This is a genomic window from Streptomyces sp. LaBMicrA B280 (assembly GCF_049222185.1).
GTDB classification, from domain to species: Bacteria; Actinomycetota; Actinomycetes; order Streptomycetales; family Streptomycetaceae; genus Streptomyces; species Streptomyces murinus.
This window is the reverse complement of record NZ_JBMJCT010000004.1, coordinates 192320-207049: the sequence shown is the minus strand read 5'-3', so window position 1 is coordinate 207049 and position 14730 is coordinate 192320. Positions and strand designations below refer to the sequence as shown.

At 71.5% G+C, this 14730-nt stretch carries 14 protein-coding genes and 1 pseudogene; 8 read left to right on the top strand and 7 right to left on the bottom strand.

The features are described from left to right. Positions 1-45: 45 nt before the first annotated feature. Together ACLF5H_RS04460 and ACLF5H_RS04455 are read left to right on the top strand one after the other, a co-directional pair. Entirely contained in the window at positions 46-1392 is a 1347-nt protein-coding gene (locus tag ACLF5H_RS04460) for a nicotinate phosphoribosyltransferase (protein WP_421674743.1), read from the top strand. Positions 1393-1471: 79 nt separating this feature from the next. After that, positions 1472-2065, top strand: coding sequence for a nicotinamidase (locus ACLF5H_RS04455; RefSeq protein WP_421674742.1), 594 nt, complete (start codon positions 1472-1474; stop codon positions 2063-2065). A gap of 4 nt (positions 2066-2069) precedes the next feature. Here the strand turns inward: ACLF5H_RS04455 and ACLF5H_RS04450 are convergent, their stop codons facing one another. Both ACLF5H_RS04450 and ACLF5H_RS04445 read right to left on the bottom strand, forming a co-directional pair. Beyond that, on the bottom strand, positions 2070-2390 hold the full coding sequence (locus tag ACLF5H_RS04450) for a hypothetical protein (protein ID WP_421674741.1): 321 nt from the start codon (positions 2388-2390) through the stop codon (positions 2070-2072). A gap of 121 nt (positions 2391-2511) precedes the next feature. Continuing rightward, positions 2512-4869 (bottom strand): immune inhibitor A domain-containing protein, encoded by a 2358-nt coding sequence (locus ACLF5H_RS04445; RefSeq protein WP_421674740.1) that lies wholly within the window; start codon positions 4867-4869, stop codon positions 2512-2514. Positions 4870-5186: 317 nt separating this feature from the next. On the opposite strand from ACLF5H_RS04445, the gene ACLF5H_RS04440 reads away from it, so the two are divergent. Next, positions 5187-5426, top strand: a complete 240-nt coding sequence (locus ACLF5H_RS04440; RefSeq protein ID WP_421674739.1) for a hypothetical protein — start codon at positions 5187-5189, stop codon at positions 5424-5426. A 10-nt stretch (positions 5427-5436) separates the two neighbouring features. Here ACLF5H_RS04440 and ACLF5H_RS04435 read toward each other — a convergent pair whose 3' ends face one another. Then, complete coding sequence (locus tag ACLF5H_RS04435; RefSeq protein ID WP_421674738.1) at positions 5437-6225, bottom strand: RDD family protein; 789 nt, start codon at positions 6223-6225, stop codon at positions 5437-5439. Between the two features lie 89 nt (positions 6226-6314). Continuing rightward, positions 6315-7464, bottom strand: a pseudogene (locus tag ACLF5H_RS04430) (RDD family protein). A 245-nt stretch (positions 7465-7709) separates the two neighbouring features. On the opposite strand from ACLF5H_RS04430, the gene ACLF5H_RS04425 reads away from it, so the two are divergent. Next, complete coding sequence (locus ACLF5H_RS04425; RefSeq protein WP_421674737.1) at positions 7710-8123, top strand: SsgA family sporulation/cell division regulator; 414 nt, start codon at positions 7710-7712, stop codon at positions 8121-8123. A gap of 29 nt (positions 8124-8152) precedes the next feature. Here the strand turns inward: ACLF5H_RS04425 and ACLF5H_RS04420 are convergent, their stop codons facing one another. Next, complete coding sequence (locus tag ACLF5H_RS04420) at positions 8153-9577, bottom strand: FAD-binding oxidoreductase (RefSeq protein ID WP_421674736.1); 1425 nt, start codon at positions 9575-9577, stop codon at positions 8153-8155. A gap of 92 nt (positions 9578-9669) precedes the next feature. Here ACLF5H_RS04420 and ACLF5H_RS04415 point away from each other — a divergent pair, with 92 nt between their 5' ends. Next, positions 9670-11196, top strand: coding sequence for a tetratricopeptide repeat protein (locus ACLF5H_RS04415; protein WP_421674735.1), 1527 nt, complete (start codon positions 9670-9672; stop codon positions 11194-11196). A gap of 73 nt (positions 11197-11269) precedes the next feature. Here the strand turns inward: ACLF5H_RS04415 and hppD are convergent, their stop codons facing one another. Next, the gene (gene hppD, locus ACLF5H_RS04410; protein WP_421674734.1) at positions 11270-12418 is read right to left on the bottom strand and encodes a 4-hydroxyphenylpyruvate dioxygenase; all 1149 of its coding nucleotides are present in this window, start codon (positions 12416-12418) and stop codon (positions 11270-11272) included. A 122-nt stretch (positions 12419-12540) separates the two neighbouring features. Here hppD and ACLF5H_RS04405 point away from each other — a divergent pair, with 122 nt between their 5' ends. The 3 genes from ACLF5H_RS04405 to ACLF5H_RS04395 all read left to right on the top strand — a co-directional run bounded on the left by ACLF5H_RS04405 (position 12541) and on the right by ACLF5H_RS04395 (position 13899). After that, positions 12541-13008 (top strand): Lrp/AsnC family transcriptional regulator, encoded by a 468-nt coding sequence (locus tag ACLF5H_RS04405; protein ID WP_037651437.1) that lies wholly within the window; start codon positions 12541-12543, stop codon positions 13006-13008. A gap of 94 nt (positions 13009-13102) precedes the next feature. Next, positions 13103-13687, top strand: coding sequence for an ArsR/SmtB family transcription factor (locus ACLF5H_RS04400; RefSeq protein WP_421674733.1), 585 nt, complete (start codon positions 13103-13105; stop codon positions 13685-13687). A 26-nt stretch (positions 13688-13713) separates the two neighbouring features. Further along, the gene (locus tag ACLF5H_RS04395) at positions 13714-13899 is read left to right on the top strand and encodes a hypothetical protein (RefSeq protein ID WP_421674774.1); all 186 of its coding nucleotides are present in this window, start codon (positions 13714-13716) and stop codon (positions 13897-13899) included. Positions 13900-13916: 17 nt separating this feature from the next. On the opposite strand, the gene ACLF5H_RS04390 is transcribed toward ACLF5H_RS04395, so the two are convergent. Continuing rightward, positions 13917-14708, bottom strand: a complete 792-nt coding sequence (locus ACLF5H_RS04390; RefSeq protein ID WP_421674732.1) for a S16 family serine protease — start codon at positions 14706-14708, stop codon at positions 13917-13919. Between the last annotated feature and the right edge of the window lie 22 nt (positions 14709-14730).

Here is a 14730-nt window from a genome sequence, read left to right as displayed (position 1 = left end):
GCCCGGAAATCGTCACACTGACGAATAGGGGGTACGATCCCTGCCATGAACACAGGGGACCTTGGGCTGCCGGTGGATGTGCCCTCGACGGCGCTCTTCACGGACCAGTACGAACTGACGATGTTGCAGGCCGCGCTGAAGGCCGGCACGGCCGAGCGACGCAGCGTGTTCGAGGTCTTCACCCGGCGGCTGCCGGAAGGCCGGCGCTACGGCGTGGTCGCGGGCACCGGGCGCGTCCTGGACGCGGTGGAGAACTTCCGCTTCGACGAGGGCCAGCTCGGCTTCCTGCGCGAGCGGCGGATCGTCGACGAGGAGACCCTGGCGTGGCTCGCCGGGTACCGGTTCACCGGGGACATCTGGGGCTACCCCGAGGGCGAGGTGTACTTCCCCGGCTCCCCGATCCTGCGGGTGGAGGGCAGCTTCGCCGAGTGCGTGCTGCTGGAGACGGTGATCCTCTCCATCCTCAACCACGACTCGGCGATCGCGGCCGCCGCCTCCCGGATGGCCTCCGCCGCCGGTGAGCGCCCGCTGATCGAGATGGGCGCCCGCCGCACCCATGAGCTGGCGGCCGTGGCCGCCGCGCGCGCCGCCTATGTCGGCGGTTTCGCCACCACGTCCGATCTCGCGGCCGGTTTCCGCTACGGCATCCCGACCGTCGGCACCTCCGCGCACGCCTTCACCCTGCTGCACGACCACGAGCGGGACGCCTTCCGGGCCCAGGTGGACACCCTCGGCCCCGGCACCACGCTGCTGGTGGACACGTACGACGTCGCCGAGGCGGTCCGTACGGCGGTGGAGGTGGCCGGGCCCGGCCTTGGCGCGGTGCGCATCGACTCCGGGGATCTGCTGCTGGTGGCGCACCGGGTCCGCCAGCAGCTGGACGAGCTGGGTGCGACCGGGACCCGGATCGTGGTCACCTCGGACCTGGACGAGTACGCCATCGCCTCGCTGGCCGCGGCGCCCGTGGACGCGTACGGGGTCGGCACCCAGCTGGTCACCGGTTCCGGGCATCCGACCGCGTCCATGGTCTACAAGCTGGTCGCGCGCGCCGAGACCGCGGATCCGGGGGCGCCGCTGGTGTCCGTCGCGAAGAAGTCAAGCGGCGGCAAGGCGTCGGTCGGGGGCCGCAAGTGGGCGGCGCGGCGGCTGGACGCGGACGGGGTGGCCGAGGCGGAGGTCGTGGGCACCGGACCGGTACCGGCGCAGCTCGCCGACCGGCAGCTGCTGGTACGGCTGGTCGAGGCCGGCCGGGTCGTGGCGCGCGAGCCGCTGGACGTGGCGCGCGAGCGGCACCTCGCCGCGCGGGCGAACCTCCCCCTGTCCGCGACGCAGCTGTCGCGGGGGGAACCGGTCCTCCCGACGGAGTACGTCCACGAGCACTCGGGTAGCTAGGGTCTGTCGTCCGCCCCCTCCCCTACGGGCCCGTCATTCTCTAGGCTCGGGTACTTCACACCAGTAGAAGGACACCATCATGCGTCGCGCGTTGATCGTCGTGGATGTGCAGAACGACTTCTGCGAGGGGGGCAGCCTCGCGGTGGCCGGGGGGGCGGACGTCGCCGCCGCGATCACCGAGCTGATCGGGCAGGCGGGCGGCACCGGGTATCGCCATGTGGTGGCCACCCGGGACTGCCACATCGCGCCCGGCGGCCATTTCGCGGACGACCCGGACTACGTACGCTCCTGGCCCGCGCACTGCGTCGCGGGCACCGAGGGGGTGGGCTTCCATCCGAACTTCGCCCCCGCGGTCGCCTCCGGCGCGATCGACGCCGTCTTCGACAAGGGCGCCTACTCCGCCGCGTACAGCGGTTTCGAGGGCGCCGACGAGAACGGCACTCCGCTCGCCGACTGGCTGCGGGCCCGGGAGATCGACGAGGTCGACGTGGTGGGCATCGCCACGGACCACTGTGTGCGCGCGACCGCCCTGGACGCCGCCCGGGAGGGCTTTCGCGCCCAGGTCCTGCTGGACCTGACCGCGGGCGTCTCCCCGGCGACGACGGAGCGGGCCCTGGAGGAGCTGCGGGAAGCGGGCGTGGAGCTGGCCGGCAAGCCGGTCGTGAGCGGCTGATCCGCTACCGCGCCACCGCTGACCTGCGCAGCAGCGCCCGGATCGGATGCCAGAGCTCGGGCGGCAGGACCCCGTTGTCCGCGGGTGCCGTGCGCCATATGAGGCCGTCGGGGTGGTGCAGGACCGCCGTGATCTCGTCCGGCGTCGGAGGCGCGCTGTTGCCCCGCAGATAGATCGGCCGCAGGCCCAGATTGCGCAGCCGGGTCAGGGCGCGGGCGCGGTTGCCGGCGTGCACCAGGACCCGTACGCCGGCGGCGTCGTCGGGCAGGTTCAGCGCGACGACGACCGTGCCGTTCGGCAGTTTGCAGAAGCCTCCAGCGGCCATGCGGTCACATCCCCGTTCCGGTCGGTGTCAATAAGCGAGTCACAGAACGCACCTAAACACGATCGGCGGCAACCCGCCAGGGGGTTGCCGCCGATACGCGTCTGACCTGCGAAGGTGCCGACTACTTCACCGCGGGTCCGACCTTGACCGAGATCGTCGAGCCGTCCTTGGCCTCGCGGACGATCGAGATCTTGGTGTTGGTGTCAGTTACCTTCACGCCACCGGCGGGGTTCGCCGGGTCGTAGTAGGTGCTGGCGTGGTCGTTGAAGACCGAGACGCCCCTGGAGGACTTGATCTTCGTCGCGACGTCCGCGTTGTGCAGCGTGAGGCCGTCCGTGCGGTACAGGCTGAACGGGGAGTCGTACGCCTGCATCCGGTTGCGCATCAGCGTGCCGTCACTCCAGCGCAGCGCGGTCGGGTGCGAGTCGATCGGCAGGATCTGGCCGACGCCCGGGTGGTCCTTGGCGTTGGTGTTGTTGTCCGCCTGGGACAGGTCCCACTTCCAGATCAACAGGCCGTTCTGGTACGGGTAGTGCTCCACCCAGTCGGGCCGCGCCTTCGAACCGAAGTTGTACGGGCCGGTCTTGAGCGTGGTGTCGTACGACACGTACTGCCGGTTCTCGGCGATGTAGTACTGCTTGTAGTCCTTGGTGAAGGACGCGCCGATGCGGGAGAACCCGGTCGAGGTCCACGCGTTGTCCGCCGACTCGGCGTCGTCCGAGAAGAGCGCGGCACCGTCGGCGGTCACGGTGATCTCGTCCGCGGTGAAGCCGTTCTCCGCGACGCCGCCGTCCGTGAGGTAGCGGAAGCGCAGCTGGATCTTCTGGCCGGCGTAGGCGTCCAGGGGGTACGACAGCTTCTTGTCGGTCTCCGAGAAGCCGGTCAGCGCGGGCTTGCCGCCGCCGTCACGCGGGATGGGCTGGCCGTCGGCGGTGCCGTCCAGGGCGGTCCAGTTGGCGCCGCCGTCGGTGGACACCTCGGTGTAGAGGAAGTCGTAGTTGTTCTCGGTGGCCCACCAGCCGTCCAGGCTCAGCGTGGCCGAGGACTTGCCCGTGAGGTCGACGGACCGGGTCAGCGTGTTCTTCAGGTCGTTGCCGCTGCCGCTCCACCACTGGGTGGCACCCTGCGCGGGCTGGGTGATCTCGGTGGTGACCGCCTTGTCGGGCAGGCTGACCACCAGGGCCTGCTTGTTCTTGGTGTTGTACTCGGCGACGCCCAGCTTGTGCGAGGACTTCTTGCCGGCCTTGGCGGTGTCGTAGTTCAGCCAGCCCAGCTGCAGCTTGTCCCAGGCGTTCATGTCGCCGGGCAGGTCGCCGATGGACTCCTTGCCGGTGCCCAGCCAGGAGCCGGAGGACATCAGGGTCCAGAAGCCGGTGGAGTTGTCGCCGCCGTCGGTGTCGTACTCGTCCGGCAGGCCGAGGTCGTGGCCGTACTCGTGGGCGAAGACGCCGAGTCCGCCGTTCTCCGGCTGGATGGTGTAGTCGCCGACCCAGATGCCGGTGTCGCCGATCTGCGCGCCGCCGAGCTTGTTGGCGTCGGGGCCGGTGGAGCCGGTGTCGGTGCCGAAGGCGTACCAGCGGTGGGCCCAGATGGCGTCCGTGCCCTGGGCGCCGCCGCCCGCGGACTCGTCCTCACCGGCGTGCACCAGCTGGAAGTGGTCTATGTAGCCGTCGGGCTCGTTGAAGTTGCCGTCACCGTCGTAGTCGTAACGGTCCCACTGGTCGTACTTGGCCAGGTCCTTCTTGATGTCGGCCTCGGACTTGCCGGCCGCCTTCTGCTGGGCGACCCAGGAGTTCAGGCCGTCGCTGACCACGTTCCACACGGTGGTGCAGTTGGTGGAGCCGCACGCGTCGTTGCCGTAACGGGCCTCGTTGTAGGGGACCTTGACCCAGTCGGAGACCTCGCCGTCCACGGAGTAGCGGCCCGAGGACTGCTTCTCGTAGTACTTCTTCAGCGACTCGGTCTTCTTGCCGGTGCCGAAGTACAGGTCCTGGAAGTGCTTCTGGTTGTAGTCCTTCTGCCAGGCCGTGGAGTTGTCCTGCTTGCGGTCCGGCGCGGCGATCGTGTTGTGCAGCGGCCCGGGGGTGCCGCCGAACTTGGGATCGGTCTTGTCGCCGAACTCCACCAGGATCGTGAAGATCTTGTCGGTCTTCTCGCGGCTCAGCTCGACGTACTTGCTCTTGCCCTTGCCGCTCTTGAGCTTGACGACCTTGGAGCCGCCGCGCTCCTGCGGGCTCGCCTTGCCCGCGATGATCTGGTTGAGCGCCTCTTCGCGCTGGGCCTTCTGGGTCTTGCTCAGCGGGCCGTCGAGGTCGTGCGACTTCTGCTGCACCGGGGCCGGGTCGTGCCGGTGCACGGCGTCGGCCGGTGCCTGCCGGGTGCTCGCCTCCGCGACCGCGAAAGTGGCGAACGTGGCGGAGGCCGCCGCGATCGTGACACCGATCGCCGTCGCTCTGAACGTCCAGGATCTGCTGGTCACTTGAGTTCCTCCCCCGCGCCCCGCGCGCGGACAGGGGGTTCCCGTGTTCGGAAGTCCGTGCGCGCATGACAAGCGCGTGTTCAAGTGACGACATTTGACTAGAGGTTTAGAAGAAAAGACAGATCTTGACTCGGTAAGGCTCGGTGCACTATGCGGAGTTGACACCGGCTTTAGACAGAGCGTGCTTCCTGTGCGCCCCCCATGCATCGGCGGCGTGGGTTAGGTCACGCTTACCGCGGCGCCCGCTCGGGCATGCAGGCGGGGAGAGAGTCGAACGGCCACCCCGACACCCGAAGACCTCCGAGGACACGATTGCCATGCCTCGTCCGACCGTCGCCCAACTCGCCTACGGCGCGAGCACCGTGATCTTCTCGACCCTCGCCATGCTGCTGCTGTCCCAGACGAGTTCGGGCGTCGGGATCGCCGTCATCGCCCTCGCGGCGCTCGCGCTCGGACTGCTGGTCGCGATGACGGTTCCGGCGCCGGGGGCCCGCGGCGCACAGCAGGAGGCCGCCGGCACGGCCCCGGAGGGGGAGCGCGTCCCGACGGCCCTGTGAGGCCGACCGCTCAGCGGCGCGGTTCGGTCTCGGTGCTGACCACGACCGTCTTGGCGGCCTTGTCGTGCAGACCCTGTTTGTAGGGCTTGTCGAAGAAGCTCCAGCCGCCGCAGATCACGGTCCAGATGCAGGCGCAGCAGAAGGCGAACGGCAGCCACAGCACCAGCGCGCGCAGCAGCGAGGTCTGCGCGCTGGGGGTCGCGCCGTCGGACAGGTTGGCCACCCGCAGGTGCAGCCACTTCTTGCCGAGGGTCTGGCCGGTCTTGTGGATGAAGAAGGTGTCGTAGGCGATGTAGAGCACGGCGGCGATGACGGACTGCCCCAGGGAGCGGGCGGCGTCGATCCGGTCGCCGTTCACGTCGTACTCACGCACGTTGAACGCCCAGGTGAGCAGGTAGACGACGATGCCGACGAGGATCATGTCGATGATGCGGGCGAGGGTCCGCTTGGCGCTGTCGGCGAGCGGGGGCATCCCGGCCAGCGGGTCGCCCGGGTAGCCCCCGGCGCCCTGCGGGCCTCCCCCGTAGGGGCCGCCACCGGGCGGGGGCTGGCCGCCGCCGTAGGGACCGCCCCCGTAAGGGCCGCCCGAGGGTGGGGGCTGCTGGCCTCCGTAGGGGGGTGGCTGCCCGCCTCCGTAGGGCGGGGGCTGCTGCCCGTCGTAGGGAGGCGGCTGTCGGCCGTCGCCCGGGGGCGGGGAGTCGTACGGTGAGCCCTGCCCCTGGTTCGGCGGGGGCGGCTTCCTGAACGGGTCGTCCTCGGGTGGCTGCTCTCCGGAGCCGGGGGGCGGTGCGCTGCTCATGGCCCGAGTGGATCGCGAACGCCCCGGCTCCGCACCCGGCGGACGGCCGTACGGGCTACGGGGTACGGCCGATCCGCCGACGCCCGGGGTCAGCCCGCGACGAAGGTGTGCGCCGCCTTGTCGTGCCAGCACTGGTGCCAGGGCCGGTCGAACAGGCACCACAGCACGCCCACGATCCCGATGCCGAGCAGCCCCGGAACGCTGTACACCAGCCAGCGGCGCAGCGCCGGGGCGAAGGCCGGGGGCTCATGGCCCTCGATGTCGCGGACGTCGAGGCCGCACAGCTTCTTGCCGAGGGTGCGGCCCCATCTGACGGTGGGCAGCACCTCGTAGAGGACGCCGAGGACGAGCAGGACGGCGAGGACGATGCCGAGGCTGGTGCCGGTGGTGCCGTCGAGCAGCCAGACGGTGACCTCGTGCCCGGACCGCCGGGCCGTGTCGACCTTCTGCTGGATGTGGTCGAGGGCCCGGGTGCCGAGGGGGACGGCCGCGACGGCGGTCACGGCGCCCACCACCACGGTGTCGATCAGCCGGGCCGCGAGCCGCTTGCCGAGTCCGGCGGGGCGGGCGGCGGCCTGCCTGCGCGCCGCCGCCTGGAAGACGTCCTCCACCGGTGGCTTCCACGGCGCGACGGGCTGCTCCTCCGCCGCTCCCCCGGCCAGTTGGTGCACCTGCTGCGCCCAGGACCCCTGGCCGGGACCGCCCTGCTGCGGCACCTGCGGGGCGGCGGGCGCGGGCCCCCGGTTCTGGGGCGGCTGCACGGCGCCGAAGCCGGGCCCCGGGCCCCGCGGGCCCCGACACGCCTGCCGGGCCCGCCTGTTGGCCGGGTACGCCCGCGCCCGGCTGCCCGGCCGCCGCCGCGGGGCGGCCGGAATCACCCGCGTGGCCCCCTTGACCGGGCACCCCCGACAGGCCCGGGGCACCTGCTCCGTCCGCCGCGGGCCACTGTCCGGGCATCCCCGAACCCCCCGTCTGCCGGGCGGAGTCGCCCGTGACCGCCGGGCCCGAGGCGGCCGGGCCGCCGGGTTCCTCGTCGAAGAAGTGCGGGCCCGTCTCCTCCACGGCCGGGGTGGCACCCGGGGGCGGGGCGAGCGATTCGCCGTCCTTCGGGGCCGGGCGACTGGTGCCGGGCACCCAGGCGGCGCCGTTCCAGTACCGGACGTAGCCGGGGATGGACGGGTCCGGGTAGTAGCCCTCGCGGGGCCGGTCGTCACCGGGGGCCGGGGTTGGGGCGCTCATGTCCGTCGTCCCGTATCTGCTCGTGGGTGGGATGGGGCCTCCCACATCTATCAGACGCGGGCACCCGCCACCGCCAGTCCCGCAGGACCCACTCCTTCCGGGCAACGCCGCGCGCGCCGCGCGGACCGGGCCGAAAAAATTTTCTCCGGACCCGCGTAATGCCCGGGCCGTCGCCCCCTCTCCCCTGGTACGGGCCCGCACCGAGCGGCCCCGCGCAGTCCCCGGCACGAAAGGAAACCCAGGTCATGCAGCACACCGTGGTGGAGCGGGAGCTCGAACTCAAGCTGATCCTGTCGCCCGAGCGGAGCATCCCGGTCCCGGCCCGGCTCGTCTACCGCTCCGACGACCCCTACGCCGTCCATGTCGTCTTCCACATCAACTCCGAGTTCCCGGTGCACTGGACCTTCGCCCGCGATCTGCTGGTGGAGGGGGTGTTCCGGCCGTGCGGGCACGGGGACGTGCGGGTGTGGCCCACGAAGTCGGCGGGGCGCAGCGTCGTCCTGATGGCGCTGAGTTCGCCCGACGGGGACGCGCTCCTGGAGGCGCCGACCCCGCAGGTCTCCGCCTGGCTGGAGCGCACCCTGCGGGTGGTCCCGCCGGGCGCGGAGGGCGGGCAGCTCGGCATCGACGACGCCCTCGACCAGCTGCTCGCCCGGTGAGCCCGGCCGGAGCGACCCGCCCGGCGGACTCAGAAGAGCTTGCCCGGGTTGAGGATGCCGAGCGGATCGAAGACCTGCTTCACCGACCGCTGCATCTCCACCCCGACCGGCCCGATCTCCCGTGCCAGCCAGTCCTTCTTCAGGACCCCGACGCCGTGTTCGCCGGTGATGGTGCCGCCCAGTTCCAGGCCGAGCGCCATGATCTCGTCGAAGGACTCGCGGGCCCGGCGGGACTCGTCCTCGTCCGTCGCGTCGAAGCAGACGGTGGGGTGGGTGTTGCCGTCGCCCGCGTGGGCGCAGACGCCGATCGTCAGGTCGTACTTCTGAGCGATCCGGTCGATGCCCTCCAGCATGGCGCCGAGCTGGGAGCGGGGCACGCACACGTCGTCGATCATCGTCGTGCCCTTGACCGCCTCCAGCGCGGTCAGCGAGAGCCGCCGGGCCTTGAGGAGCAGCTCGGACTCGGCCGCGTCCTCGGCCGGGACGACCTCGGTGGCGCCGGCGGCCTCGCACAGGGCGCCGAGGGCGGCGAGGTCGGCGGCCGGGTCCGGGGTGTCGAAGGCGGCGAGCAGCAGTGCCTCGGTGGTCTCCGGCAGGCCCATGTGGGCCAGTTCGTTGACCGCCTTGACGGTCGTACGGTCCATCAGTTCGAGGAGCGAGGGGAGGTGGCCGCCGGCCATGATCCGGCAGACGGCGTCGCAGGCGCTCGCGGCGGAGGGGAACTCGGCGGCCAGCACGAGCTGCTGGGGCGGCTTGGGCTTGAGGCCGAGGACCGCGCGCACCACGATGCCGAGGGAGCCTTCTGAACCGACGAACAGCCGGGTGAGGTCGTAGCCCGCGACGCCCTTGGCGGTGCGCCGTCCGGTGGACATCAGCCGGCCGTCGGCGAGGACGACGTCCAGACCGAGGACGTACTCGGCGGTCACGCCGTACTTCACACAGCACAGGCCGCCGGAGCCGGTGCCGATGTTGCCGCCGATGGTGCACATCTCCCAGCTGGAGGGGTCCGGCGGGTAGTACAGGCCGTGCTCCTCGACGGCGCGGGAGAGGTCCGCGTTGATCACGCCCGGTTCGACCACGGCGACCCGGTCGACGGGGCTGATCTCCAGGATGCGGTCCATCTTGGTGAGGGACAGCACGACGCAGCCGTCCGAGGCGTTGGCCGCGCCGGACAGTCCGCTGCGGGCGCCCTGGGGGACGACGGGGACGCGCAGCGCGGTGGCGGTGCGCATGACGTGCCGCACCTGCTCCACGGTGCGCGGCAGGACCACGACGGCGGGGGCCCCGGCGGGGCAGAAGCTGGCCATGTCGTGGGCGTAGGCGGCCGTGATGTCGGGGTCGGTCAGCACGGCCTCGGGGGGCAGTCCGGCCAGGAGCCGGTCGGTGAGGCTGCCGGTTGCTGCGATGGCTTCGATGGCTTCATCGCGACGTGCTTCGATGCGGCTCATGATCACAGGTTCGCACTCACGGCCATCGGTGTGAACCCCGTCAGCCTCTCGCCACGCCCGGCGCGATCTTCTTGTCATATTGACGCACAGTGAGCGCCATGGACAACCGAGTGAGCGAGCCGGGAACGCCCCTGCCGAGCGGGCCGCCCGCGCCCCGCCGTTCCCGGCGGTTGCTGCGGCGAGTACTGATCACCGCGCTGAGCGGCGGGGTGGTCGCGGGAGCGGTCCTCACCCTGTGGCCGGGGATCGGACCCGGGGCCGCGAGCCCGCCCGCCCCCGGGCCGCGGGCCCACCGGGCGCAGCTGCGCGCCCCGGCGCAGGCGGCCCACCGGGCGCAGCTGCGCGCCCCGGCGCAGGCGGCGCTGGCGCTGACCGCGGTGACCTCCGGGATGCCGGCGACGCTGCCGGCCCTGACGGCGCTGATCGGGCAGCAGGAGCAGCGGGTGCGGGCCCGGCCGCAGGACGCGAGGGCGTGGGCGGTGCTGGGGACGGCGTACGTCGAACGGGGGCGCGCCACCGCCGGGACGGCGGACTTCCCGCGGGCCGAAAAGGCGCTGGAGACCTCGCTCCAGGTGGTGGACGAGGAGCAGAACGTCCAGGCGCTGGACGGCCTGACCGCGCTGTCCCTGGCCCGCCGTGACTTCACCGAGGCGAAACGTTACGCCGAGCATGCCCAGGAGCTGGCGCCGACGCGGTGGTCGTCGTACTCCCAGCTCATCGAGGCCGATACCGGGCTCGGTGACGACGACGCGGTCGGCGACTCCTTCGACAAGCTGATGGCGCTCAAGCCGGGCCCGGCCGAGCGCCCCGCGGTGATGGCGCGGGCCGCCGCGGTCTACCGGAACCGGGGCTGGCGCGAGGACGCGGTGGCCCAGCTGACCGACGCGGCCGCCGCCGCCCGCACCCCCGCCGAACAGGCCGCCTATCTCACCCAGTTGGGCCAGCTGGCGTTCGAGCGCGGCGACCTCCAGGACGCGCTGCGGCACTATGACGCGGCCCTGCGCCAGGACGCCGACCAGCCGGCCGCCCCGGCGGGACGGGCCCGGGTGCTGGCGGCGCTGGGCCGTTCGACGCAGGCGGTGACCGCGTACCGCACCGCGCTGGCCCGCCGCCCCGACCCGCGCGACGCGCTCGACCTGGGCGAGCTGTACGAGTCGCTGGGCATGGTCAAGCAGGCCCGCGCGAGCTACGACCAGGTGCGGGAGCTGGCGCGGCGGGAGACCTCGAACGGGGTGGACGACGAGCTGGTGCTCGGCCGGTACGAGGCCGACCACGGGGACGCGCAGCAGGCCGTGGAGCGGCTGCGCGGCGAGTACGACCGCCAGCCCGGCACCGAGGTGGCCGACGCCCTCGGCTGGGCGCTGCACCGGGTCGGCGAGGACGACGAGGCCCTGGAGTACGCCACGACGGCCACGGACGGCACGAAGGGCGGGGGCGTGCGCAGCGCGCTGTACGCCTATCACCGGGGCGCGATCGAAGCCGCGCTGGAACTGGACGGCCCCGCCCGGCGCAGCCTCCAGAAGGCGTTGCAGATCAGCCCGGCGTTCTCCCCGCTGTGGGCCCGCGAGGCGAAGTCGGCGCTCGCGGCGCTGGGGAACCCGCCGGACGTGGCGGTGCCGGGCTGAGCCATGACGGGGACCGGCCGGTGGGTGCGGCACCGGGCGGTCCCCGTCATGCGGGGGGTGGCGGTCGCTCGGTCTAGAGGTTGCCGCGCTTCTCCTGCTCGCGCTCGATCGCCTCGAACAGGGCCTTGAAGTTGCCCTTGCCGAAGCCCATCGAGCCGTGCCGCTCGATCATCTCGAAGAACACCGTCGGACGGTCCTGGACCGGCTTGGTGAAGATCTGGAGCAGGTAGCCGTCCTCGTCGCGGTCGACGAGGATCTTCAGCTCGCGCAGGGTCTCCACCGGCACCCGGGTCTCACCGGCCCACTCGCCGAGGGTGTCGTAGTACGAGTCCGGGGTGTTGAGGAACTCGACGCCGGCCGCGCGCATGGTGCGGACGGTCCCCACGATGTCGTTGGTGTTCAGCGCGATGTGCTGGACGCCGGGACCGCCGTAGAACTCCAGGTACTCGTCGATCTGGGACTTCTTCTTGGCGATCGCGGGCTCGTTGAGCGGGAACTTCACCTTCAGGGTGCCGTCCGCGACGACCTTCGACATCAGCGCGCTGTACTCGGTCGCGATGTCGTCGCCCACGAACTCCTTCATGTTCGTGAAGCCCATGACCTTGTTGTAGAACCCGACCCACTCGTCCATCTTGCCGAGTTCGACGTTGCCCACGCAGTGGTCGATCGCCTGGAAGGTGCGGTGCTCGGGCTGCGCGACCATCGGCGCGGCGGCCACGAAGCCGGGGAGGTAGGGGCCGTCGTAGCCGGTGCGCTCCACCAGGGTGTGGCGGGTCTCGCCGTAGGCGGCGATGGCCGCGAGGACGACGGTGCCGTGCTCGTCCTTGACCTCGTACGGCTCGTCGATCGAGCGGGCGCCCTGCGCGACGGCGTACTCGTACGCGGCGCGGGCGTCCGGGACCTCGATGGCCAGGTCGATGACGCCGTCACCGTGCTCGGCGACATGCTGCTCGATGAAGCGGCCCCACTCGCTCGACTGCTTGATCACCGAGGTGAGGACGAACCGGGCCGAGCCGTTCTCCAGGACGTAACTGGCGGTCTCGCGGCTGCCGTTCTCCGGTCCGGAGTAGGCGACCAGCTTCATGCCGAAGGCGGCGGAGTAGTAGTGCGCCGCCTGCTTGGCGTTGCCCACGGCGAAGACGACCGCGTCCATTCCCTTGACCGGGAAGGGGTCGGCCTGCCGGGTGGTCGCGTCGGGAGTGTGCTGTGTGGTCTGCGTCATAGCGGAAGGGTGACCGGACTCTGCAAGGTGCGCAATAGTTTCCGCATTCACTGGGCATTTTGTTAAGCGGAACGGCCCAGTGGCCGGACTTTCTGTACATGATGACCACCCCGGGAGCGGCTGTGGCGATCGATCATCTGGACGGGCAGATCATTGTGCTGCTGGCGCGGGAGCCGCGGATCGGCGTGCTGGAGATGTCCCGGCGGCTCGGGGTCGCCCGGGGCACGGCACAGGCCCGGCTCGACCGGCTCCAGTCGAACGGCGTGATCCGCGGCTTCGGCCCCCAGGTCGACCCCGCGGCCCTCGGCTATCCGGTCACCGCGTTCGCCACGCTCCAGATCCGGCAGGGCCAAGGGGCCGACGTCCGGGCCTACTTGACGACGGTGCCGGAGGTGCTGGAGCTGCTGACCACGACCGGCAGCGGGGACATGCTGTGCCGTCTGGTGGCCCGTTCGAACGCCGATCTGCAACGGGTGATCGACCGGGTCGTCGGCTTCGAGGGCATCGTGCGGGCCTCCACGGCGATCGTGATGGAGAACCCGGTGCCGCTGCGGGTGATTCCACTGGTGGAGCAGGCGGCGGAGGAGTGAAGGACCCAAGGGGCTGACGCGCGGGAGTTGATGCAAAGAAGTTGATGCAAAAGAGGCGTTGCAAAGGAGGCTTTGCATAGCTATCTTTGTACGCATGACGGAGCACGAGACACCGAAACAGCGCCGGCTGGACGCCCGCTCACTGCGCGGGCTCGCCCATCCCCTGCGGATGCAGCTGCTGGACGCCCTGCGGGACCACGGCCCCGCCACCGCGTCCCAACTGGCCGAGCGGCTCGGTGAGTCCAGCGGCGCGACCAGCTACCACCTGCGCCAGCTCGCCGACCACGGCTTCGTCGAGGACGCGCCGGAGCTGGGCAAGGGCCGGGAGCGGTGGTGGCAGGCGGTCGCCCAGGGACTGGCGTACGACAGCACGGACTTCGAGGACGCGAGCCCCGAGGTACGGGGGCTGACGGAGGTCTTCCTCCAGGAGGGCGCCGCCCGGCACGCCCGCGAGCTGGCCGCCTGGCTCGGCACCCGCGACGCATGGTCCCCGGCGTGGTCCCGCGCGACCGACATGAGCGACATGAAGCTGCGGCTCACGCCCGACCTCGCGCTCGAACTCATCGAGAAGATGCACGAGTTGATCGACGGCTACCGCGACCGCGAGATCGCCGCGGACGCTCCGGAGGCGGAGCAGGTCCGCGTGCACACGCACCTGTTCCCCATCGACGCGAAGTAACCCGACCCGAAGTGAGAGGCAACGCCATGGAGATCAACGCCCAGCTCGCCCGGCAGCACCGCGCCGACCTCCGCACCCGGGCCACCGCCCACCGCCTCGCCGCCGCGGTGCGGCCGGCGACGGAACTGCGGACCCGCGTCGGCTGGACCCTGGTCGGCCTGGGCCTGCGGCTCGCTACCGCACCCCGCCCGACGGTGGCGCTCGCGCGCTAAGGCTCGTCGGACAGGCCCTAGCAGCTCGGTACCGAGCCCTTTCCGGTCTCCAGGGCGCGCAGCGCGTCGACCGCGCTCTTCAGGGTGGTCACCGGGACCAGGCGCAGCCCCTTGGGGAGATCGCCGCGGGCGTCGGCGCACTCGGCCCTCGGCACCAGGAACACGGTGGCACCGTCCCGGCGGGCGGCCTGCGTCTTCAGGCCCACCCCGCCGACCGCGCCGACCTTGCCCGCCTCGTCGATCGTGCCCGTACCGGCGATCGTACGGCCGCCGGTGAGATCGCCGCCGCGGCCGTCGCCGTGCAGCTTGTCGATGATCCCCAGCGTGAACAGCAGGCCCGCGCTCGGGCCGCCCACGTCCGCCAGCTTCAGCGTGACCTTGACCTTGTCGGGGCTCAGATCGAGGTACGTCAGCGCCGCGCTGGTCGCCGCGTCCTGCGACTGCCGCATCTGCGCCGTGTTGTGCCGCTCGATCTCCTTGAGCGTGTCGCCACTCGGGTACACCGCGTCGCGGGGCATCACGGCCCGGTCGGTACGGAACCAGTCACCGGCGAGGTCCCAGAAGGTGAGGCGGGCGTCGGGGTTGGTCGCCTCGATGGTGACCATCCGCAGCTGGCCGCTCGTCGGGCGGGTGTCGGCGCCCTTGACCGTGATCACCTGCGCGCCCCGGTTCGAGCCCAGCACGTTCGCCGTCATCCCGGGCTGCGCCACGGAGAAGGGCAGCGGCGCGAACACCGCGGTGGCGAGGAGCGCGACGACGGGGAGCGCGCACAGGGTGAGGGCCTGGGGGCGCGTGAGACGTGAGAGCACGGGTTCAATTTACGTGACGCGT